Origin of the sequence: Acinetobacter sp. AC1-2, assembly GCF_016124155.1 — a bacterium.
GTDB lineage: Bacteria > Pseudomonadota > Gammaproteobacteria > Pseudomonadales > Moraxellaceae > Acinetobacter > Acinetobacter calcoaceticus.
Genome location: NZ_JABFFO010000002.1, coordinates 90134 through 111701, shown reverse-complemented (window position 1 = coordinate 111701; position 21568 = coordinate 90134). Strand labels below are relative to the sequence as shown.

The 21568-nt window shown below is 39.7% G+C and carries 18 protein-coding genes; 10 read left to right on the top strand and 8 right to left on the bottom strand.

The features are described from left to right. Positions 1–87: 87 nt before the first annotated feature. Both HL290_RS10695 and lnt read left to right on the top strand, forming a co-directional pair. Positions 88–927 carry an HlyC/CorC family transporter gene (locus tag HL290_RS10695; RefSeq protein ID WP_004794939.1) on the top strand — a complete coding sequence of 280 codons (840 nt, stop codon included), beginning with the start codon at positions 88–90 and terminating at the stop codon, positions 925–927. Beyond that, complete coding sequence (gene lnt / locus HL290_RS10690) at positions 924–2483, top strand: apolipoprotein N-acyltransferase (RefSeq protein WP_198496459.1); 1560 nt, start codon at positions 924–926, stop codon at positions 2481–2483. The genes HL290_RS10695 and lnt overlap by 4 nt, the downstream gene beginning before the upstream one ends. A 1-nt stretch (position 2484) precedes the next feature. On the opposite strand, the gene HL290_RS10685 is transcribed toward lnt, so the two are convergent. Beyond that, entirely contained in the window at positions 2485–2823 is a 339-nt protein-coding gene (locus HL290_RS10685; RefSeq protein WP_198496458.1) for a tRNA-binding protein, read from the bottom strand. Between the two features lie 242 nt (positions 2824–3065). On the opposite strand from HL290_RS10685, the gene HL290_RS10680 reads away from it, so the two are divergent. Continuing rightward, complete coding sequence (locus tag HL290_RS10680) at positions 3066–3329, top strand: DUF2798 domain-containing protein (protein WP_198496457.1); 264 nt, start codon at positions 3066–3068, stop codon at positions 3327–3329. A gap of 66 nt (positions 3330–3395) precedes the next feature. On the opposite strand, the gene HL290_RS10675 is transcribed toward HL290_RS10680, so the two are convergent. From HL290_RS10675 to gspF, 3 genes are all read right to left on the bottom strand, one after another. After that, complete coding sequence (locus HL290_RS10675) at positions 3396–3740, bottom strand: hypothetical protein (RefSeq protein WP_003654643.1); 345 nt, start codon at positions 3738–3740, stop codon at positions 3396–3398. A 268-nt stretch (positions 3741–4008) separates the two neighbouring features. Further along, on the bottom strand, positions 4009–4593 hold the full coding sequence (gene gspG / locus HL290_RS10670; protein WP_198496564.1) for a type II secretion system major pseudopilin GspG: 585 nt from the start codon (positions 4591–4593) through the stop codon (positions 4009–4011). Positions 4594–4616: 23 nt separating this feature from the next. Beyond that, positions 4617–5822 carry a type II secretion system inner membrane protein GspF gene (gene gspF / locus HL290_RS10665; RefSeq protein ID WP_005045048.1) on the bottom strand — a complete coding sequence of 402 codons (1206 nt, stop codon included), beginning with the start codon at positions 5820–5822 and terminating at the stop codon, positions 4617–4619. Positions 5823–5970: 148 nt separating this feature from the next. On the opposite strand from gspF, the gene HL290_RS10660 reads away from it, so the two are divergent. From HL290_RS10660 to HL290_RS10635, 6 genes are all read left to right on the top strand, one after another. Continuing rightward, positions 5971–8199, top strand: a complete 2229-nt coding sequence (locus HL290_RS10660; RefSeq protein ID WP_017391354.1) for a primosomal protein N' — start codon at positions 5971–5973, stop codon at positions 8197–8199. Positions 8200–8275: 76 nt separating this feature from the next. Then, positions 8276–10120, top strand: a complete 1845-nt coding sequence (locus HL290_RS10655) for a monovalent cation:proton antiporter-2 (CPA2) family protein (protein WP_198496456.1) — start codon at positions 8276–8278, stop codon at positions 10118–10120. A gap of 164 nt (positions 10121–10284) precedes the next feature. After that, on the top strand, positions 10285–11160 hold the full coding sequence (hslO, locus tag HL290_RS10650; protein ID WP_004640903.1) for an Hsp33 family molecular chaperone HslO: 876 nt from the start codon (positions 10285–10287) through the stop codon (positions 11158–11160). 137 nt (positions 11161–11297) lie between these two features. After that, positions 11298–11909, top strand: a complete 612-nt coding sequence (locus HL290_RS10645) for a LysE family translocator (protein WP_045436893.1) — start codon at positions 11298–11300, stop codon at positions 11907–11909. 160 nt (positions 11910–12069) lie between these two features. After that, positions 12070–13026: a DnaJ C-terminal domain-containing protein gene (locus tag HL290_RS10640; protein WP_198496455.1), complete on the top strand. Its 957-nt coding sequence runs from the start codon at positions 12070–12072 to the stop codon at positions 13024–13026. 11 nt (positions 13027–13037) lie between these two features. Next, entirely contained in the window at positions 13038–13367 is a 330-nt protein-coding gene (locus HL290_RS10635; protein ID WP_045436891.1) for a chaperone modulator CbpM, read from the top strand. A gap of 230 nt (positions 13368–13597) precedes the next feature. Here HL290_RS10635 and HL290_RS10630 read toward each other — a convergent pair whose 3' ends face one another. The 3 genes from HL290_RS10630 to rpsO form a co-directional block, all read right to left on the bottom strand. After that, a complete protein-coding gene (locus tag HL290_RS10630) occupies positions 13598–14809 on the bottom strand; it encodes a magnesium transporter CorA family protein (RefSeq protein WP_198496454.1) in 1212 nt (403 codons plus the stop codon). Between the two features lie 84 nt (positions 14810–14893). Further along, complete coding sequence (pnp, locus tag HL290_RS10625; RefSeq protein WP_198496563.1) at positions 14894–16981, bottom strand: polyribonucleotide nucleotidyltransferase; 2088 nt, start codon at positions 16979–16981, stop codon at positions 14894–14896. Positions 16982–17246: 265 nt separating this feature from the next. Then, positions 17247–17516: a 30S ribosomal protein S15 gene (rpsO, locus tag HL290_RS10620; RefSeq protein ID WP_002114951.1), complete on the bottom strand. Its 270-nt coding sequence runs from the start codon at positions 17514–17516 to the stop codon at positions 17247–17249. Positions 17517–17728: 212 nt separating this feature from the next. Here rpsO and HL290_RS10615 point away from each other — a divergent pair, with 212 nt between their 5' ends. Next, the gene (locus HL290_RS10615) at positions 17729–19027 is read left to right on the top strand and encodes a serine hydrolase domain-containing protein (protein ID WP_075431253.1); all 1299 of its coding nucleotides are present in this window, start codon (positions 17729–17731) and stop codon (positions 19025–19027) included. Positions 19028–19729: 702 nt separating this feature from the next. Here HL290_RS10615 and recD read toward each other — a convergent pair. Beyond that, positions 19730–21481: an exodeoxyribonuclease V subunit alpha gene (gene recD / locus HL290_RS10610; protein WP_017391361.1), complete on the bottom strand. Its 1752-nt coding sequence runs from the start codon at positions 21479–21481 to the stop codon at positions 19730–19732. Positions 21482–21568 lie beyond the last annotated feature (87 nt).

The following is a 21568-nucleotide window of genomic DNA, read 5'->3' as shown; positions in this document are numbered from 1 at the left end:
TTTAGCTGGTTTTATAGATGCATATGCATCTTTTCTTCGGTATGATTCAAAGTATTCATTTGATAGATTGAGTCTTTAGGAAAGATCATGCAAGAGGAACCAAGTCCATCGTGGGGAATGCGAGGCTTACGTAAATGGTTAGGTACAGCACCAGAAACCCGTGATGAATTATTAAAATTAGTCCAAAATTCACGCCGCTTTTTAGAACCAGATACTGTTGCCATGCTTGAAGGTGTTCTTGACCTTCCTGCTACAAAAATTCGTGAAGTCATGACACCACGAACAGCAATGATCAGTTTGCAAGAAGATGATCAGTTACTTGATATTCTTGATGTACTGGTCGAGTCTGCTCACTCACGCTTTCCAGTCTTCTCTTCTGATCAGCCTGATAATGTTGTCGGGATTTTGCTCGCAAAAGATTTGTTGCCATTTCTAACTGAACCGAATACCAAAGTCGATATTCGAGTTCTTATGCGTCAGCCTTTATTTGTTCCAGAAAGTGCGCGTTCCGATCAGGTACTACGCATGTTGAAACATACTCAGACTCACATTGCGATTGTAATTGATGAATATGGTTCAACGGCTGGTCTTGTTACGCTTGAAGATATTCTTGAAGAGATCGTTGGCGAAATCGAAGATGAACATGACACTGCTGATGAAGATGCTCAGTACATTGTCCCTGACAATGACCATACAGTAGCAAATGCATGGATGGTGCAAGCACTTACACCAATCGAACATTTCAATACTGTTTTAGATGCTGATTTTTCTGACGATGAAGTAGAAACTGTCGGCGGTTTATTGCTTCAAGAGATTGGTCTGGTAAGTGATTTACAAGGTCAAACTGTTGAGCTTGGAAATTGGTTATTTACAATTGTTGAAGCAGATGCCCGCACTATTCATCTGATTCGAGCTGTACGTCAATGAGAGCATACTTTGAAAAGCTGTTAGATTCTTCGCAACAACAAAAACAGCTTCCTTTAATTTTTCCTTTACTCATTGCTTTATTTTCAGGTGCCGTATTCAGTTTTTCACTGGCACCTTATTATTGGTGGTGGTTGGCAATATTATCTCCTGCCCTACTCTATGCATCATTACATAAACGCTCAGCCAAACAAGCTTTTGCTATTGGCTGGAGTTATGGCTTTGGTTTATGGTTTGTGGGAGCTTTCTGGCTCTACACGTCCATCCATGTATATGGCGATACCAATGCGTTTCTAAGCGTTTGTATGATTGCCATTATGGCCCTTGTGATGGGCCTGTTTACCGCATTCCAGACTTGGGTTTACCGACGTTTCTTCCCTGAAACACCACTGACTTTCGCACCACTCTGGATTGTTTTCGAGTGGGCAAAAACTTGGGTATTTACAGGTTTTCCATGGTTGTTTGTGGGTTATGCTTTTACCGAACGTTTACTCGATGGTTATGCGCCTCTATTCGGTATTTATGCAATTTCCTTCGTCGTCATTGTATTAGCCTGTGCTTTAGTTGAAGTTCTACGTAAGCGTATTTTCTGGGTTATCCCTTCTGCCTTATTGGTTTTAGGCGCGTGGGGAGCATCATATATACAGTTTGTAAAACCTAAAGCTGCCAAGCCGCTTAGTGTTTCACTCATTCAAGGTAACATCCCACAAGATTTAAAATGGCTAACCGAATATCAAGTTAGAACATTAGAAATTTATGCTGGTTTGACTCAATCTGAATGGGGCCGTGATCTCATTGTATGGCCTGAATCTTCAATTCCACTCTTCCAAACTGACATTGAACCATTTTTGGATGCAATGGATGCACAAGCTAAAAAGAACCACACTGCATGGGTAACCGGAATTCCTTACTGGGATGTTACCAAATCACATGAAGTTGGTAGCCCACTGTATTACAACAGTATTATGGCTTCTGGAAGCGATTCCAGTGGTCTATATAAAAAGCAGCGTCTTGTTCCGTTTGGTGAATACATCCCTCTTTCAGGTCTACTCTCTTGGGTATTACCAGCCATGCAAAATGATATTAGCATGAGCGGTTTTACACGTGGCGAGAGGGACCAAAAACCACTTATGATTAAAGGGCACGCGCTTGCCGCTGCGATTTGTTATGAAGTGGCTTATCCAAACCTTACCCGACGTAATGCGGAAGATAGCGACTTCTTAGTGACTGTATCTAATGACGCTTGGTTTACTGGCACTGCTGGACCATTGCAACATTTACAAATGGTACAAATGCGAGCTAAAGAAAATGGCCGCTGGTTTATCCGTGCAACCAATACGGGTGTAACTGCCTTTATTGATCAAAATGGTCATATCACTGAACAAGCACCGATCGATAAAGAGTTTGTCTTGAGAGGTGATTTACCAGCCATGCAAGGTCAAACTCTTTATAACCGTTTAGGTGATTATCCAATTTTAGGATTTGCAGTATTACTGCTGGTGTTAGGTTGGGTTTATCGTCCACGTAAAGTTGACGTTTCTTTTAAATCCCGCCGCTAACTTACAATAACTTTGTACCCAGAGGCACTTCAAACTCTGGGATACAAAGTGCTACATCACCATCTGCATTATGAAATCCTGTCACCAAACATTCTGACTGAATAGGACCAATTTGTTTTTTAGGGAAATTCACTACAGCAACCACCAACTTACCAACTAAATCTTGTGGCTGATAGAGTTTAGTAATCTGCGCACTCGATTTACGTACCCCTAACTCTTCACCAAAATCTACATGCAAAATATAAGCAGGGTTACGTGCCTTTTCGAAAACTTCAGCTTGAATAATTTTACCCACGCGAAGCTCTACTTTAAAAAAATCATTCCACTCGATTTGTTCCATTTACTTTTTCTCATGTTCTTAAACATCTGATTTGAAGCATATAATATGTACAAATAAAGAAACACCCTCTTTTTATTTCCAGTTTTCAAAATTCGTGCTAAATTAAATCTGCTCATCAAAAAGCCGTAAACGTTTACGTCAATCAACGTGCCAACATACCTCCAACAATGCTTGGAGCTATTTGTTCAAAATATTTTTATATTTTTGAATGGCACTGGCGTTTGTTGGTTTACGGAGTCAAAATGCAAAACTCAAAATCTTTGTTTAGTTTTAAAAAACTTCCAAATCGCTATACATCTATCGTTTTACCCTTTCTTCTATCGATCATTATGACGTTTGTGGTTTCGATGATTAGTACATTACGAAGTTTGGGATTAGAAGAATTTTCCATTTATGTATGGATGTCTGCATGGGCTATTTCTTGGTTAATTGCTTTCCCAACGCTACTTTTTATATTGCCTGTTGTGCGTAAAATTACAGCAATGCTAGTACAACAGCCTGCTTAAATTAAAAAAAATAAAACGTAGATATTCAGTCTACGTTTTATCTAAAAATTTGGTTTTAAAATATTATTAAAAAGCGATCGATAATTGCAAAGATAAATAAGCAACTAAACTCGATAAAAAGACCATTGGTACATAACGATAGGCTTTAAAAAGCAATTGCTCATATTTAGTGGATATTTGTTTAGCTTGCCAGACACTCGCTTTTAATGCAGTAAAGAAGCTCACCATTAACCATGCACTCACAATACTTAATGCAAAGAAACCAATCATAATTTGGCTACTTCCTTCGGTATTAAGCCATAGCTTTAAAAAAACTTCGGCAATCGGCAATAAACCCAAAATCAATAGGACAGACTTCAGCATTACCCAATGAAACTGAGTCAGTTCATCTACTATGAGAAATGCTTTCATTTAATCTCTCCTTTTAATGTAATAAAGTGCTTTTTATTTATTATGCAAAGCTTTTATTTAAATATATAGCTTATTTTTCTCTACATTTTAACTTTCTTGTAACTATTAAATATGGGAATAATTCTTATTATAAGTCTTAAATATAACTATTAACTTTATTTTATATTTTTCAAAAACTTACTATATTTTCGTGATTAAGAAAGATTATCAATTCGTATTTATCAGTTTATCTTTTTAAACGAATTGATAATCTCCATTATATTTTCAATTAAGGTTGGTAATAAATATCTGCATCATTACCTTCACCGCCCTCTTTGCCGTCTGCACCAAACGAGTACAAATCAAAAGCTCGGCTATCTGCACCTGGAATTACATATTGAACATCATTTTTCCAACTATCTTTAGGATAACCACCTTTAACATATCCACCCGGCATCCAATTTTTTGCTGTAGCAGGCTGATTCACTAAAGCATCTAGTCCACCTTCTTGCATTGTTGGGAAATGACCGTTATCGAGCTTGTACTGATCTAAAGCACCAGCTACACCTTTTAATGTAATTTGAGTGGTATCAATTTTTGCTTTTTCACTACGCCCCATGACATTTGGTACGATTAGCGCTGCTAACACGCCTAAAATTACAATCACAACCATAACTTCAATGAGGGTAAAGCCTGAGGCACGTTTCATTCGAACACCGTTCGAACGAGCCGCAAGTCCGAAAGCTACGCTTGAGGAGCAGTCATTTAATAAAGAGCTATGCTCGGAATGGCACGTTGGCTCAAACTGATTTGAAACCGCAGATTCACTGTGTTGTTCCATCGCTGTTTCGCTTTGAATATTTTTTACTTTCATCATTATCTCTAATATCAAAGTTATTAAATCATATTGTTCATATTTACGATTGGCAGCATAACCGCGATTACAATAACCAGTACAATGCTTGCCATTAAAACCAGCATAAGCGGTTCAAGTAATGCCAGTAAGGTTGAAATAAATGTTGTAACCTCACGGTCTTGCATGGTCGATGCTCGTTCTAACATCCGGTCGAGCTCACCTGATGCCTCACCACTTCGAATCATTTGTACCATCATTGGTGGGAAATAACCACTGCGCTCAAGCTGCGTACCCAAGTTACCACCTTCTGTAACACGCTCAGCCGCATGGGCAATTGAATCGCGTATGACCCAGTTATTGGTGACGGCTGCACCAATTTTTAAGGCATCGACCAACGGCACGCCTGAACGGGTCAAAATAGATAAGGTACTGGCAAATCGTGCAGAATTAATACCACGTGACAGTTTACCGAATAATGGCAATTTGAGTGTTAATCGATCAAAAGCATAATGCCCAGCTGTTGTTTTTAGAAACCGTACAAATGCGACAATTCCCACAACTGCAAAAATAATAATAAACACCCACGCATGGCGAATAAAATCGCTCGCTTTCATTAAAGCGACCGTAATCCACGGCAGTGCATCTTTGTTCTGATCAAAGGTTTTAACAATTTCTGGCACAACAAAAGTCATTAAACCCATGACAATAGCAAATGACATCAGCATTAAAATGATCGGATAAATCATGGCGCCCTGAACTTTCTTTTGCATGGCAAAACGGTTTTCGGTGTAATCCGAGAGCTGATCTAAAATCAGATCTAAATGCCCCGAACGCTCACCAGCAGCAACTGTTGCAATATAGAGATCTGGAAAACGTCCAGATTGCTGCATACCTTGAGCCAATGAGTGTCCTTCCATGACTCGCGAACGAACAGACGATAAAAGATTTTGCACATGCGCTTTTTCACTTTGCTTGCTCACCGCACGTAAAGCTTCTTCTAAAGGAATTGCGGCTGCAACCAAAACAGAAAGTTGTCTGGTCATGAGTGCCAAATCATAGGCACTGAACTTTTTTTGAAATAACCCCTGACTCTGATGTTTATCTTTTTGTTCAACAGGGTCAACGCTAATTGGTGTCCATGCTTTATCGCGTAATTGTTGGCGAATCTGGCGTGCTGAGTCTCCCTCAAGCACTCCTTTTTGCTGCTTCCCTGAAGCATCAATGGCAGTAAATTGATATGCAGGCATGGTAATGTTCTAATTTTCCAAAAATAATAGTCGCTGCTGTTGCATCTATGCTACGCAATCATTCATATTCATTCTATAGCCTGTGTAGAATACCCAAGTCCTCTTCACGACGCTATGCCGTTTTTTAAAATTGACGAAATGAGCCTCTATGACCATAACGCCAAAGCCTGATTCAGTTGTTTATCGTGTGCGTGTTGCCGTACCTGTGCATCTGTACGACACTTTTGACTATACACTCACCGAAGCACAATATGAACGGGCTCAAGTAGGCTCACGCGTCGCTATTTCATTTGGGCGACAAAACCTGATTGGTATCATCACTGAAAAAGTGAATCCACATGAGCCATTTACAGGCAAATTTCAGCTTAAAGCCATTTCTGAACTTTTAGATGAACAACCTATTTTAGATGAACAAGTTTTAAGTTTATTGACATGGTCTGCACAATATTACCAATTTCCAGTTGGCGAGGTCATGCAAACCGCCCTTCCGGCTATACTGCGTCAGGGCAAACCGATGGACGTTTTGTTCCATCTCTGGAAAATTACTCCATGCGACAATGTTGAGGCACTGCTTAAACGCTCAGTGAAGCAACAAGATGCTTATCAGATTTTAAAGTTACATCCCTCTGGAACAACAGAGAACATTCTCAATTTAAGTGGCGTAGAAACTGCAACACTTAAAGCGCTAGAAAAGAAAGGTTTGGTTGAATGTACGCTTGAACCACACGACTTTAGCCCTACACCTGTTCAATTGGCACAAATGCCGCTCACGCTAAATGAAGACCAAAAGCAAGCAACTCAACAGGTTATTAAAGCACAGCATCAATACCAAGCATTTTTGCTAGATGGCTTAACGGGTAGCGGTAAAACTGAAGTTTATTTACACATCATGCACGAGGTGCTAAAGCAAGGTAAACAAGTACTGGTTTTGGTGCCTGAAATTGGTTTAACTCCTCAAACCATTTCTCGTTTTAAGTCTCGTTTTAATTGTGATATTGCTTTATTGCACTCTGGCCTTAACGATTCCAAACGGTTACAAGCATGGCAGCAGGCACAGACCGGAAAAGCATCTATTATTTTAGGGACACGCTCAGCGATCTATACACCGCTGCCACGTTTGGGCTTAATCATTTTAGATGAAGAACATGACCTGTCTTATAAACAGCAAGAAGGCTTCCGTTACCATGCACGTGATGTCGCACTATACCGAGGACACTTACAAAGCTGCCCAGTGATTTTAGGTTCGGCAACACCAAGTATTGATAGTTATTATTTGGTCGAAACTGGCAAGTTAACTTCACTGCAACTCAACAAACGTGCTGGACATGCACTTTTGCCCAAAATGCATTTGATCGATCTTAAAATTGTCAAAAAACAGCATGGAATTAGCCAGCCTCTTATTGAACAAATCAAACATACTTTAGCGAGAAAAGAACAGGTTTTAATCTTTTTAAACCGTCGTGGTTATGCACCTGTACTGGTCTGTGAGAGCTGTGGATGGCAAGCCAATTGTCCACATTGTGATGCACATTTTACTTTGCATACCCAGCCTTATTCTTATTTACATTGCCACCACTGTGGAACCATTCATCGCTTACCAGATCATTGTCCTGAGTGTCAGCAAAAGAGCTTAAAAACACTAGGCGCAGGAACAGCTAAGGTCGAAGAACATTTACAAGAATTATTTCCAGAGCATGACGTGATTCGGGTTGATCGTGACAGTACCAGTCGTGTCGGAAGCTGGCAAAAAATCTATGATCGCATTCATCAAAACAAGCCAACAATTTTGCTCGGTACGCAAATGTTGGCAAAAGGTCACCATTTCCCACATGTGACTTTGGTTGCCATTTTAGATATTGATGCAGGGTTACTCAGCGTAGACATCCGTGCGCCAGAACGTACTGCACAGTTAATTGTACAAGTAGCCGGCCGTGCAGGCCGTGGTGAACATAAAGGCCATGTTTATTTGCAAACATTAAGACCCGATCATCCTTTACTCACCACTTTAATTGAAAAGGATTATCGCGCGGTTGCCAAACAAACATTGGCTGAACGTAAAGTTGCTTTGCTACCGCCTTATCGCTATGCAGTACTCATACGTGCAGAGTCGAAAGATCGAGACTATACCTTGCATTTTTTAAATGAAGCTGCTGAGCAACTTCGCCAAGTTGCAGGTGAGATTGTTGATATTTGGGGACCTATTCCAGCACCGATGGAACGTAAAGCGGGGCGCTATCGTGCACACATGGTGATTTTATCTGCCGACCGCGCTCGTCTACATTTTTACTTAAGACAATGGTGGTCTCAATTGGTTCATGCCCCAAGACAGCATCAACTCAGGCTATCAATTGATGTTGATCCGCAAGAATTTAATTAGATGATTTGAATATCATGGTGTGAAGACGTCTTTTTCGTTTTACACTTAAAAGAGACTAATACATTCGAGGCAATGGATGTCATTCCTACTGCAAGCAACTATCTTTCTTGGAGCTTCTCTGATTTTAGTCCCTCTTGGCAAACGCCTAGGGATTGCAACAGTTTTAGGTTATTTATTTACAGGAATACTTCTGGGTCCTAGTGTTTTAAATATTGCTCATGACCCTGAAGCAATTATGGAACTTGCCGAATTCGGTGTCATTCTATTAATGTTCCTGATTGGCTTAGAATTAAGGCCACAGCGTTTGTGGGAAATGCGTGACTCTATTTTTGTAATGGGAAGTCTGCAAGTTCTTATTAGCGGTGGCGTTCTTATGCTGATCGTACTCTTCCTATTTCAACAGCAACTTGCTGTCAGCTTTGTGATTGGTTTTGCGCTGGCACTGTCTTCTACAGCGTTTGTATTACAGCTTTTGACTGAAAAACAGCAACTCAACACAACCTATGGTCAGCAGTCTTTTTCAATTTTGCTATTCCAAGATATTGCTGCGATTCCACTACTTGCAATTATTCCATTACTCGCAGGAACAGAGTCAACCCATCATGGTGTGGCTTATTTTGCGGCTATTATCGCAACATTCACTGGTCTATTTCTATTTAGTCGTTATGTGATGCGTCCATTTTTCCGTTTTGTTGCCAAAAGTGGAGCAACTGAACTCATTACGGCGGTAGGATTATTTATTATTCTTGCAGTCGTTTTGCTGATGGATACGTTAGGTATTAGCACGACATTAGGTGCTTTCCTCACAGGCGTATTATTAGCAGATTCCGAATTTCGTCACGAAGTTGAAGCCAGTATTGCACCGTTTAAAGGCCTACTGCTTGGCTTATTCTTTATGACCGTGGGTATGACTACTCAACTGTCACTATTGATTGAAATGCCGTGGCTTATTATTGGTGGAGCAATCGGCTTACTGGTGATCAAAACGCTGATATTGACCGCCATTGCACGCTATAAAAAATACAGTTGGAATAACAGCCTACTATTAGGAACTTGTTTAGCTCAAGGCGGTGAATTTGCTTTCGTCATTTTAAGCTTAGCTAAAAGTGAAAAGATTTTAACTCAAGCTTTATTAGAACCTGTGACTCTTATTGTGACTTTGTCGATGGTACTCACACCAGTGATTTACTGGTTTATGGCATACAAGGTCATTCCGCTTTTTAATAAAGAACGCCCGCCTGAGTATGATGAAATTCCTCAGCAAGAAAACCCGATTATCATTGCTGGTTTTGGTCGGTTTGGGCAAATTATTGCGCGTATTGCCCGCCTGCAACATCTAGGGTTTACCGCAATTGATAACAATCTTCATCAAGTCGACTTTGTCAGACGATATGGTGGATCACTTTATTATGGTGATGTGACCCAACCAGATTTACTACGCTCTGCGGGCATTGAAAAAGCCAAAGTATTTATTCTAGCGATTGATGATGTCGAAGATTCTATGAATGTGGCACGTCATCTCAGATTAAATTATCCAAACTTAAAGTTATTGGCTCGCGCTCGTGATCGCCATCATGTACATCTTTTAAGAGATTTAGGTGTTGAATATATTTGGCGTGAGACGTATTTATCTTCATTAGGAATGGCTTATCGGGCCTTACGAGAACTCGGTATCTCTGATGAGCAAGCCTATAACAATATCGAAATCTTTCGGGATTATGATGAGAAATTGCTCATACAACAGCAAAGTATTTATACTGATGAACAAAAGATCTTTGAAACGCATCGTAATGCTTTAGCCGAACTTGAGCATTTGTTTGAAAGTGATGCACAACAACAGGCCACTTCAAAACACGATGTGAATTTAAAGCGTCATTTACAGCCAAATCGCATCGACATTACACGAGATCATCTAGAATAACTTGAGATTTCGAAGAATGGCTATATTAAGGACTTATTCACATTGCCTAAATAATTGGAAAATGGACACCAAGCTGTCCTTTGTCCTACTTGCGGCTTCGCTGCATTCCCTAAGCTTGATTAAAAAGAAATTGTTATAATCTGCTTAGGGCCCTGGAGAATATTATGTCTGATTTACGCCAACGCTTTTATATAGAGAACTTTCCTGTTCGTGGGGAAGTCGTTCATCTAGAAGAAGCACTACAAACTATCTTAGCTCAACGTGACTATATGCCTGCCGTTAAAATTCTGCTAGGTGAAATGTTGAGTGCGACTGCATTACTTGCAAGTACACTAAAAATCAAAGGCCGTATCAGCTTGCAAATCCAGGCTAGCGGCACCTTTAAGTGGGCAATGGCTGAATGTAATCATTTAGGTGAAGTTCGTGCTTTAGCCGATTATGAAACCGATCCACGCTTCATTGAAGCAACAGACAGCAGTACAGTTCTCGGCGCTTTAGTTAACCCCGTTTTATTTATCAATATTGAACCGGAATTTGGCGAGCGTTACCAAGGCATTGTACCTCTTGATCAGGCAAATTTAGCGGGTTGCCTCATGCAGTATTACGACTTATCTGCACAAATTCCAACTCGAATTGTGCTAGCGAGTACTGCTAAGCGCTCTGGTGGTTTACTCATTCAGCTTTTACCACGTCATGATGACGAAGAGCAAAAGTTGGTTGATGAAGATTTATGGCCACGCTTGACCATGTTGACCGAAACATTAAAAGCTGAAGAGCTCACCAATTTAGATGCAACCGAGATCTTATATCGTTTATATAATGAAGAAGAGGTTCGTTTACCAGAAATTGAAGCACTCAAATTCGGCTGTACATGTTCAAAAGAGCGCTGTGCTAATGCGTTGATTCAAATTGGTGTAGATGCTGTTCATGAAACGTTAGAAGAACAGAACCCTATTCGTATGGACTGTCAGTTCTGTAATACGCAATACACCTTTACCGCTGAAGAAGCTTTAGCGTTATTTGGTGAGCATTTGAGTTAATCGTTAAACTTTATAAAAAGGCGGATATACCGCCTTTTTATTTATCCTTATTTTTTGATGATCGTTTTCAATATCTTATTTTAAATAAGATAATATAAGATTACTTTATAGCCCAATAAATAAGATACTTATATTCCATGAATTATTTTGATTATTTTCTATTTATTTTTAGCGTCATTATTATGATTGCTACCCCCGGCCCTGTCATGATTTTAGTTGCAAGCGCTGGACTTAAAGGTGGATATAGAAAGGCACTTGAAACAATTTTTGGTACAAATTTAGCCTCACTTATTTTAATTTTTATTTCAGTACTCGTTTTAAAGGGAGTACTGAGTGTTAACGATAGTTATCTCAATATTATCCGTATTTTAGGCTGTCTATATATTGGATATTTAGGTTTCACTATTCTTAAAGAAGTCATTCAGGCACCTCACCCTGAAGCGATACAAACAGTTTCGGCACAAAATGGTGGCTTCAAAAAGGGCTTTTTTGTCGGAATATCCAACCCGAAAGATATTATTTTCTTCTCTGCTTTCTTTCCGCAATTTGTTTCTATTACACCACAGCTCAACCTAAGTTTAACCATACTCACCCTGACATGGATTGTTTTAGACTTCTTAACTTTATCTCTGGTTTATGTATTTTTCCGCCGTCTTTCTAATAGCCATTTATATCCAAAAATATTAGGGCTTTGCGGCCTATTACTTCTATTGATTGCTATTTACGGCTTGTACCAAACTTTTATCTAAATACTTTTATCTAAATAATGAGAGGTATAGCCCTAATCCATCTATACCTCTTTCTCTCAATTTTATTTTTTAATAGAACAACTCTTATACAATCTAGCTTATTGAAAACTCTAAAAATCGTTTCATAATGAAATAAACCACACCATCCTGATAAAACATTATGGCTAAAAATTATTATGAAGAATTAGGGGTTACACGCAAAGCCTCTGCTGATGAAATTAAGAAAGCTTATCGAAAATTAGCTCGTAAATATCATCCTGACATCAGCAAAGAAAAAGATGCCGAAGAAAAGATGCAGGCAATTAATGTTGCCTACGACACGTTAAGCAATACAGAAAAAAAAGCTGAATATGACCAGTTATTAGATCATCCACAAGGTTTTAATAACTTTGGTCAGGGTGCTGCGCAAGGTGGTTTTGATGGAGCACAGTTTTATCGCCAAGGCTTTACAGGTGGTGAACAAGCAGACTTTAGCGGTTTTGAAGATTTATTTGGTCGCTTTGGTGCAGGATTTGGTGGTGGTCAACAGCAACACCAGAGACAACAGCGTAGTTATCGCGGTGAAGATCAACATGCCAGCATAGAGGTCGATCTTGATATTGCCTATCATGGATCAACGCAACAAATTACCCTGCAAATTCCGACCGTGAATGCTTATGGCGAACCTGAAGTTCAACGTAAAACCCTTCAAGTCAAAATACCAAAAGGTATGAAAGAAGGTCAGCAAATCCGATTAAGTGGACAAGGACAAAGTGGTATCAATGGCGGTGCTAACGGCGATCTCTATATTGAAATCCAGTATAAAGATACAGACCGCGTTCATGTCGAAGGCAGTGATGTATATTTGACTGTAGATGTAGCTCCGTGGGAAGCAGCGTTAGGTCAAGGTATTGAAGTAAAAACACCAGCTGGACCTTTAAACGTTAATTTACCTCACAATGCAAAACAAGGACAACAGCTACGTTTAAAAGACAAAGGGATACCTAATAAAACACCAGGGCATCTATACTTAATCTTAAATATTGTATTTCCACCTGCACATTCTGAAAAAGAAAAACAAGCCTATCAGCAACTGGCAGAAGCCTTTGCTTCATTCGAACCTCGTTCATCTCATTAGGGAGCAAGATTATGACAACCATTCATTATCGAGAAATTGTATATGACGGCCATACCTTTAGTGCTGAGGTCGTTGATGAACAATCCACGTTTGATCTACAACAATTCGCTCAAGCTTGTGGTCAAAGTCCCGACTGGATTATTCAACTAATTGAATATGATATTTTATCGGTCAATACCGCACCTGAAACCCATCAGTTTATGGGCGAAGATGTCTCTCGTGCTCGTAAAGCTTATCGTCTACAACGTGACTTTGACGCAAGTTTGGCAGCAGTTGCAGTGATGTTAGATTTGATTGATGAAGTACAACAACTTAGAAAACAGTTGAAGCATTTTCACTAAGATTTTTTCTTCTAAATAATCTTTCACACAGGTATGAGCTAACGTGATGGGCGGCATGGATGCCGCCTTTTGGACTGCGGTAACATGGATGTACCATCAGTCCAAGGAAGGGGTTTTGTTACTTTTGCCCAGTCAAAAGTAAGGATATGCCTAGACAATAAGTATCAAATTAATCCCTAAATTTGAGGCAGTACTAACAAATCAACTTTACTAATCTTTGAAAATTCCTATTACTTCAACCGAGTAATCTTCTCCACTTCCTTCAAAGTCTGCTTAATCGGTTCATATTCCAAAAACCAAAATAAATTCATCCGATCTTGACGGTGCTGTTGGGCCAATAAATCGATTACACTTCGTTCACCTCGCCCCACCAAATGCTGTCGATAAAAATAGTACAACAGAAAAATCGTACTAAGCAGCATGACCCCTAGCATAATCCAGAAACCAACTGGTGACTTAAGACCTGGAATAAACTCAAAATTCATTCCATAAATACCCGTTAAAAGAGTAAGAGGCGCAAAAACGGCGGTGATAATTGCAAGAATCCGCATGTTTTCATTGGTCTGGTTCGCAATGGCTGAAAAATGCAGATCAATTGCGGACTGAATTGCGCTACGCAATCGTAATGTATGTTTTTGAATACGTTCAACATGACTCATCAAATCATTTAAACGTACCAGTAAAATATCTTGTGAATTGTGGATATGCTTGCCAATCACATGGTGGTAATTTTCTACGATTTCATCTCTAAACTCTTGCAAGCTTTCAATTTGCTCCTCGCATAGATTTTCCACTTGCTGAAATGCCATATTCTCATGAAATAATTGATGCCATTGTTTAAAACGACGATTACCCTGAAGCAATTGCTGTTGCCAATGCTCGACTCTTCTCGTCAATGGTGAACGGATATCAAGATAGCCATCAATCATACTGTTTAGCAGCCGTAACGATAAATCGATTGGTGAATTTGGTAATTTACGGGTTTTATTTTGCTCTTCTAAAGTTCTACATAAAATGTTATCAAGACGTTGAATATAATTTTCAATAGACTTATTTCCCGGCTCACGCACACTAATCAGCACATCTGGCGTCAAAATAAAGCTAATTGGTGTAGTTGCCAAACCAAAAACACTGTCTTGGGATTCAGCATGTTTAATTTCATCATCAGGCGTAACTAGCTTTTTAAAAATCAGTAAGTCATATTCTTCAAGCGTGTCAAAGGCGCAAGGATGTTCAATATTCGAGATATCCCGCATATGAAACTCATTAATAACTACGCCTGAAAGCTTTTGAATCTCTTGTTGCCATTCTTCATTATGATTGACCACATCCGTTCTGAGACTATCAATCCAGAAAAACTCTAGAACATGTTCACTATGCTGTTCACGGCTTAAAAAAACATAGCCCTCAGCTTGATGGCGATAAAAGTAATAAACCTGCATACCACGATGATCTGTTTTGTATTACTTGCATCATGCCATAAAAAAAGTCCGCATCAAGCGGACTTTTTCATGTGACTAGAACAATTATGCTTGTTCAATGTCTTTCATAGTCAATTTAATACGACCACGATTATCAACATCAGCAACTTGTACTTTCACTTCCTGACCTTCTTTAAGAACATCAGTTACGTTCGCAATACGTTCATTTGAAATTTGCGAAATGTGAAGAAGACCATCAGTACCCGGCATGATGTTTACAAACGCACCGAATTCTACAATACGGATTACTTTACCGTCATAGATCTTACCTGGTTCAACTTCAGCAGTAAGTGCTTGAATTTTTGCAATCGCAGCACGAGCAGCAGCTTTAGTTTCACCAAATACACGAACTGTACCATTGTCTTCAATATCAATTGCAGCTTTAGTTTCTTCAGTAATGGCACGAATCGTTGCACCGCCTTTACCAATAACATCACGGATCTTGTCTGGATTGATGTTAATGACTTCAAATGTCGGTGCATGAGCGCTGATTTCAGGACGAGCACGTGAAATGACTTTATTCATTTCGTTAAGGATGTGCATACGACCAGCAAATGCTTGGTTTAATGCAACTTCCATAATTTCTTCAGTAATACCTTCAATCTTGATGTCCATTTGAAGTGCAGTAATACCGTTTTCAGAACCTGCTACTTTAAAGTCCATGTCGCCTAAGTGATCTTCATCACCCAAGATGTCAGAAAGTACTGCAAAACGCTCACCTTCTTTTACTAAGCCCATTGCGATACCAGCAACTGGTGCTTTAAGTGGAACACCCGCATCCATAAGAGATAATGACGCACCACATACAGAAGCCATTGAAGATGAACCGTTAGATTCAGTAATGTCAGATACAATACGAATCACATACGGGAAGCGGTCAGCTGCAGGAAGAACTGCTTGAACACCACGACGTGCTAAACGGCCATGACCAATTTCACGACGCTTAGGACCAGATTCACGACCAGTTTCACCTACAGAGTATGCAGGGAAGTTGTAGTGCAACATGAAATTGTCAGTTTTAGTACCTGACAATGTATCAACCATTAGTGCATCACGAGTATTACCCAAAGTTGTTGTTACCAACGCTTGAGTTTCACCACGTGTAAATAATGCAGAACCGTGTGCGCGATCTAATACGCCAACTTGAACGTCAATACCACGAACAGTTTTAGTATCACGGCCATCAATACGTGGTTTACCTGACAAGATGTTGTCACGTACTGTACGGTATTTAAGTTCTTCAAATAATTCGTTTACTTCGTCAGCAATACCAGTTTCGTCATTTTCAGGAACGAACTGAGCTACAGCTTCTGCATAAAGTGCATCAAGTGCTGCATAACGATCTTGTTTAACCGCAATCGTATATGCTTCAGAAATTTTAGCTTCGAAAGCTGCTTTTAATTGCTCAAGAAGAGCTTCGTTTTTGCTTGGAGCAACCCAAGTTGATTCAACTGCACCAGCAGCAGCAGCAAATTCTTTAATTGCTTGAACAGCAATTTGCATTTCGTCATGACCGAAAAGTACGGCACCTAACATTTGGTCTTCTGAAAGTTCTTTCGCTTCAGATTCAACCATCAGTACCGCAGATTCAGTACCCGCAACCACAAGATCAAGATCACTTTCTTTCAATTGTTCGTGGGTTGGGTTAAGAATGTATTCGCCGTTGATTAAACCAACACGTGCGCCTGCAATTGGACCACGGAATGGAACATCTGCAATTGACATTGCAGCTGAAGCACCGATCATTGCAGCAATGTCAGCATCCATAGTCTTATCAGAAGAAACAACAGTCGCTGTCACTTGGATTTCGTTATAGAAACCTTCTGGGAACAATGGACGAATTGGACGGTCAATAAGACGTGAAATTAAAGTTTCAGCTTCAGACTGACGACCTTCACGTTTACCATAACCACCTGGGATACGACCCGCAGCATATTGTTTTTCTTGATAGTTAACTGTTAACGGGAAGAAGTCCTGACCCGCTTTTGCTTTAGGTTGAGCAACTACTGCAACTAAAACAGTTACGCCGCCCATTGTAACTAAAACTGTATTTGCTTGACGTGCAACACGACCTGTTTCTAAAACAACAGTGTGTTGACCATATTGGAATTCTTTACGAACGATATTAAACATTGACATGTATTGTATTTTCCTAATTTTATTCTAGTGAGACCCCTAAGGTTTGGCATTCAGACTACACCGATTGGTAGATAAATGACAAAGCTTAGAAGCCATCACACTAGGCCAAAAATTTTAAATAATGTTAAAAGTTAAACGCAAAGAAGGAGCGCACAAGCGCCCCTTCTAAACATCACTTAACCTAAAATTAAGTGAAACTCTCTTTTCAGCGATAAAGCATTGCGACATGCGAAATAGCGAAAACAAAGTGAAAATCGAATTAACGACGTAAACCTAAAGCACCGATCAAAGCAGTGTAACGACCGTGGTCTTTACCATTTAAATAGTCAAGCAATTTACGACGTTGGTTAACCATACGAATCAAACCACGACGGCTATGATGGTCGTGTTTGTGAGCTTTAAAGTGACCTTGTAAATCATTGATTTGAGCAGTCAATAAAGCTACTTGTACTTCTGGTGAACCAGTGTCATTTTCAGCGCGAGCAAATTTAGCAATGATCTCTGCGCGGTCTGCATTAGTTAAAGCCATTCGATTTCTCCGAGATGCTTAAAAAAAAGTAAACGATATGAATCAGTTGAGGCAACTGACTGCCGTGCATCACTACAGCAAGTCGCCTATTTTAAGGTATCTATAGGTGGATTGCAAAATAGTTTTCAGTAACTTGTCATTTTAGACACTGACATGAGCATATTAACTCTGCACACTACCCTTGAATAAAAAGAAATAAGCGCGAGGAACGTGTGAAAATTTTTTCAACCAACACTTGTCCAGTACCGGACAATATTGAGCAAGTTATTCGTCGTAAAGATGAGGTTGCTGCTGAACAGGGTGGAATGACTGAACGCCAGATTCAAAAAATCTGGAACAGTGTAGAAGCATTATATAAAACCGGAAATTATCCACTCATTACTTTTTGTCTACGCAGACAAGGTAAAGTTCTACTGAACAGAAGCATTGGATATGCTCAGGGGAACTCTCCAGCAGGACTACAAGAGAATGCTTTGATTGCGACTCCAGATACACCTGTTTGCCTGTTTTCAGCATCAAAGATGATCACCGCCATGTTAATTCATCTATTAGATGAAAAAGGCGAAATCAATTTGCTTGATCCTGTGAGCTACTATATTCCGGAATATGGCGTAAATGGTAAACGCCGTGCGACTATCTTTCATTTATTAGCACATCGTGGCGGCATTCCCTATATAGACGGCGATGTCACACCAGAATTACTCTTTGATAAAGATCAAATTTTAAAACGTTTATATGCTGCCAAACCTGTGTCTCCTGCTGGTAACCACCTTGCCTATCATGCTGTTACGGCAGGTTATATTTTAGGAGAAGTGATTGAGCGGGTGACAGGGCAAGATTTACGTGAATTTGTGCATCAGACTATCGAAAAACCGATGGGAATGCCTTATTTCAACTATGGTTTAAAACCAGAGTACCGCTCAGAGGTTGCTTTAAATTGTGCAACCGGCCTACACCCCCGCCTTGGTACCGACCACTACCTGAACCATGTGTTAGGTGGAGGGTTGCAACTTGCAGTTGATGTCACAAACGACAACCGTTTTATGGACACAATTTGCCCAGCCGGAAACATCTATACCAGTGCAGAACAAGCTGGACGTTTCTTTGAAATGCTTTTAAGTGGAGGAAGCTATGGCGGTCAGCAAATCTTCAGTGAGAAAACGATTTTCAGGGCAACACTGCCGACTACAGGCGTTAACATTGATCGTACTTTATTAATTCCAATGCGCTATGCCTTAGGACCAATGTTAGGTAGTAACCCTGTAGGTCTTTTTGGTCCAATGACAGGACAAGCTTTTGGTCATTTAGGGTTCTCTAATATTTTATGTTGGGCCGACCCTGAAAGAGATATTAGTGTGTCTCTGTTAACAACGGGCAAATCTGTCGTGGGAACACACCTTCCTGCTTTAGCCAACGTGCTTTATCAGATTTCGACACAATGCCCACGCATTCCTAGAGATCAGCGCCGATCTTTGTTTGGTAGTGATTCACACGAAACTAACTTAGTATAAAAGCAAATAAAAAACCCAAGCATTTCTGCTTGGGTTTTTTGCGCTGTAGTTTTTGTTTATCGTGTTATTTCTGTTTTTATTATGGTTGGTGAGATGCTAGTCACATCCTTCTTGTTGTTTTAACTCACTTCCAGTGTCTTTGTTTCTATTTCCTTATGTGATGTATTGTGACACATCCAATTATGAAGAAAAGTAGTATTTTTCTTATCATCATGTAAGCAAAAACGTACAGGTCTGTATAATATTTGGTAAATAACCATTTTTAACATTTAACGTACAGTTCTGTATAACATATAACTTAACAATTCACAGGAAAAATGGCTGTTTAAAAATCATATTACAGATAAATATATTGATATTATTGATATAAATTTTTAAAAGAAAACATACTAAATAGAGGTCTAAAACAGATTTTTTTTGATAATTTTTTAGAAGTAAATTAAAACGTGAATATAAAAAAGCCCTGTAGTCTCTCCCAAAACTACAAGGCTTAGCGGCTGTAAGTTTCCTCTTTATACACCTACATCATTGTAAGTTCGCAGTCTCTCGACTTAAGCTATTATTATTGTGCGATTTTGCCCGACATTCCGTGCCAAGCTCGTTGTGTGTTTATAATCTCAAAAACGTGGGGTGTACTCTAGCAGCAAATATCTCGAATCTATGTAAGCTTTTTCTTACAAGGGTAAAAATATTAAGTTTGTCTTAACGAACTAACCGATTAACTTTCTGAACTAAACCACTTTTTCGTGTAGTACGAACTGTAAATGCCTGAACTAAAGCTTCTGGATGAACCAAAAGACTTACTACTTTTTTAGCTCGTGTAATCGCAGTGTAAATAAGCTCTTGGCTTAATAAATTCTTTGCAGCCTGATCAAGAACCACAGCAGTGTGTGTAAATTCAGACCCTTGCGACTTATGAATTGTTAAAGCGAATGCACTTTGGATACTTTTAGGTAACCGGTTTGCCGCCACCCATTTATTTAAACTTGGAAAATATACTTCAAATTGCTGTGGCTGAGTTCTATGCTCAAAACACAGGCCAATATCTCCATTTGAAATACCGAGCTGATAATCGTTATAAGTCATCATTACCGGACGACCTACATACCAACCACCCACTGTAACTATTGATAACTGTTGTTGTAGCCAGCGCTGCGCATACTGGTTTAACTGTTGTAAGCCAAATGGGCCGTGACGGACCGCCGTTAAAATACGGTAGTCATCGAATGCTCTTACTACGTTTTGAACCTGTTCAATCGAGCGTTCTTCTTTTAAATAGTTTTTTAGGCTCTTTACATAGCCTTGGAAACCTAACATGAGTTTCTGATAATAAATTTCGACTTCTGTGTGATTCCCTTCTGGTAAATACTCAAGCTGAACCACATCTGGCATGTCATTTTGTAAAACTATAGGCTTTAATTCAGAAACCTCAACAATATCAATCTCAAACTGCTGCAAAACCACTTCATGATTTTGTTGATAGGTTTGTGCCTGAATAAATTTAGCAACTTGCCCAATCAACGCCCCTTCAGCAAAACGACGACTTGTTTGTAATTGTACTCTGTTGTCGGCTAGTGCCTGTATTTGTTGCAAGTCAGCAAGTACTGCACCTACATCAACGGAAGCGAGCTGATTTGCATCTCCTAATAAAATAATTCGACAAGACTCTGGCACAGCCTCAAATAGAAGAGTAGCCAGATTTAAATCCAGCATGGAGGCCTCATCCACCACAATCACATCGTAAGGAAGCGGTTGTTTTTGATTAAACCGTGGTGTTTGACTATGCCCCATCCCTAATAATCGATGAATCGTTTGTGTTCCCTGATTTCTAAGCTCTTCACTCATTAATCCAGATTCAAGCAATTTAGGGTCATTAAATGAATTTTGTAGCGCCTCTTGCATGCGCTGTGCTGCTTTACCCGTTGGAGCAGCCATCGCCACACGAATATGCGGAATTGCTTGGCTAAGCACAGCAATAATACGTGCAAGTGTATAGGTCTTACCTGTACCCGGCCCACCCGTAATAATACTCAGGCTCTGCCGAGCAACCATTTGTAAAGCTGCCTGCTGATGAGGGTCTGTGAGTAAGCTTATATAGTCATCACAAGATACAGGCTGAATTAATTGTTGCTTTAATCGACAAATTTGTTCTGCAAGGCGTTGCTCTAGGTGCCAATATCGGTATAATGCCAACCCCTGCTCATCGTAGACGCATGGTGCAACTTTTGAAGTCGCTTGATCGGCTGATATAGCAAGTTGACCAAGTGCTGCAATTTGCTCTGGACTGACATCGATACAGCTATCACCTTGCAAGCTAGCTTCAATAAGCTGCTGTAAATAAGAAGCGGTATCTGGCACTTGTGATTGCTCAGTAAATGGAGCCTGATTTAAGAAGTTACTCCACGTTGTTAACCAGCTTAAATCGGCTTGTTCAGGGCTATTTAGATTGTCCACACACTTATCCACCTAGTTTTCCACACGCTTGTCCACATGGTTATAGACAGGCTTATCCACATGTCAAGTATTTGTTAATCTTAAAAT

Excerpts from the sequence above, each read along its gene's own strand:
- HL290_RS10695 (WP_004794939.1), top strand. The coding sequence starts at position 88 with ATGCAAGAGGAACCAAGTCCATCGTGGGGAATGCGAGGCTTACGTAAA.
- lnt (WP_198496459.1), top strand. The coding sequence starts at position 924 with ATGAGAGCATACTTTGAAAAGCTGTTAGATTCTTCGCAACAACAAAAA.
- HL290_RS10685 (WP_198496458.1), bottom strand. The coding sequence starts at position 2,823 with ATGGAACAAATCGAGTGGAATGATTTTTTTAAAGTAGAGCTTCGCGTG.
- HL290_RS10680 (WP_198496457.1), top strand. The coding sequence starts at position 3,066 with ATGCAAAACTCAAAATCTTTGTTTAGTTTTAAAAAACTTCCAAATCGC.
- HL290_RS10675 (WP_003654643.1), bottom strand. The coding sequence starts at position 3,740 with ATGAAAGCATTTCTCATAGTAGATGAACTGACTCAGTTTCATTGGGTA.
- gspG (WP_198496564.1), bottom strand. The coding sequence starts at position 4,593 with ATGAAAGTAAAAAATATTCAAAGCGAAACAGCGATGGAACAACACAGT.
- gspF (WP_005045048.1), bottom strand. The coding sequence starts at position 5,822 with ATGCCTGCATATCAATTTACTGCCATTGATGCTTCAGGGAAGCAGCAA.
- HL290_RS10660 (WP_017391354.1), top strand. The coding sequence starts at position 5,971 with ATGACCATAACGCCAAAGCCTGATTCAGTTGTTTATCGTGTGCGTGTT.
- HL290_RS10655 (WP_198496456.1), top strand. The coding sequence starts at position 8,276 with ATGTCATTCCTACTGCAAGCAACTATCTTTCTTGGAGCTTCTCTGATT.
- hslO (WP_004640903.1), top strand. The coding sequence starts at position 10,285 with ATGTCTGATTTACGCCAACGCTTTTATATAGAGAACTTTCCTGTTCGT.
- HL290_RS10645 (WP_045436893.1), top strand. The coding sequence starts at position 11,298 with ATGAATTATTTTGATTATTTTCTATTTATTTTTAGCGTCATTATTATG.
- HL290_RS10640 (WP_198496455.1), top strand. The coding sequence starts at position 12,070 with ATGGCTAAAAATTATTATGAAGAATTAGGGGTTACACGCAAAGCCTCT.
- HL290_RS10635 (WP_045436891.1), top strand. The coding sequence starts at position 13,038 with ATGACAACCATTCATTATCGAGAAATTGTATATGACGGCCATACCTTT.
- HL290_RS10630 (WP_198496454.1), bottom strand. The coding sequence starts at position 14,809 with ATGCAGGTTTATTACTTTTATCGCCATCAAGCTGAGGGCTATGTTTTT.
- pnp (WP_198496563.1), bottom strand. The coding sequence starts at position 16,981 with ATGTTTAATATCGTTCGTAAAGAATTCCAATATGGTCAACACACTGTT.
- rpsO (WP_002114951.1), bottom strand. The coding sequence starts at position 17,516 with ATGGCTTTAACTAATGCAGACCGCGCAGAGATCATTGCTAAATTTGCT.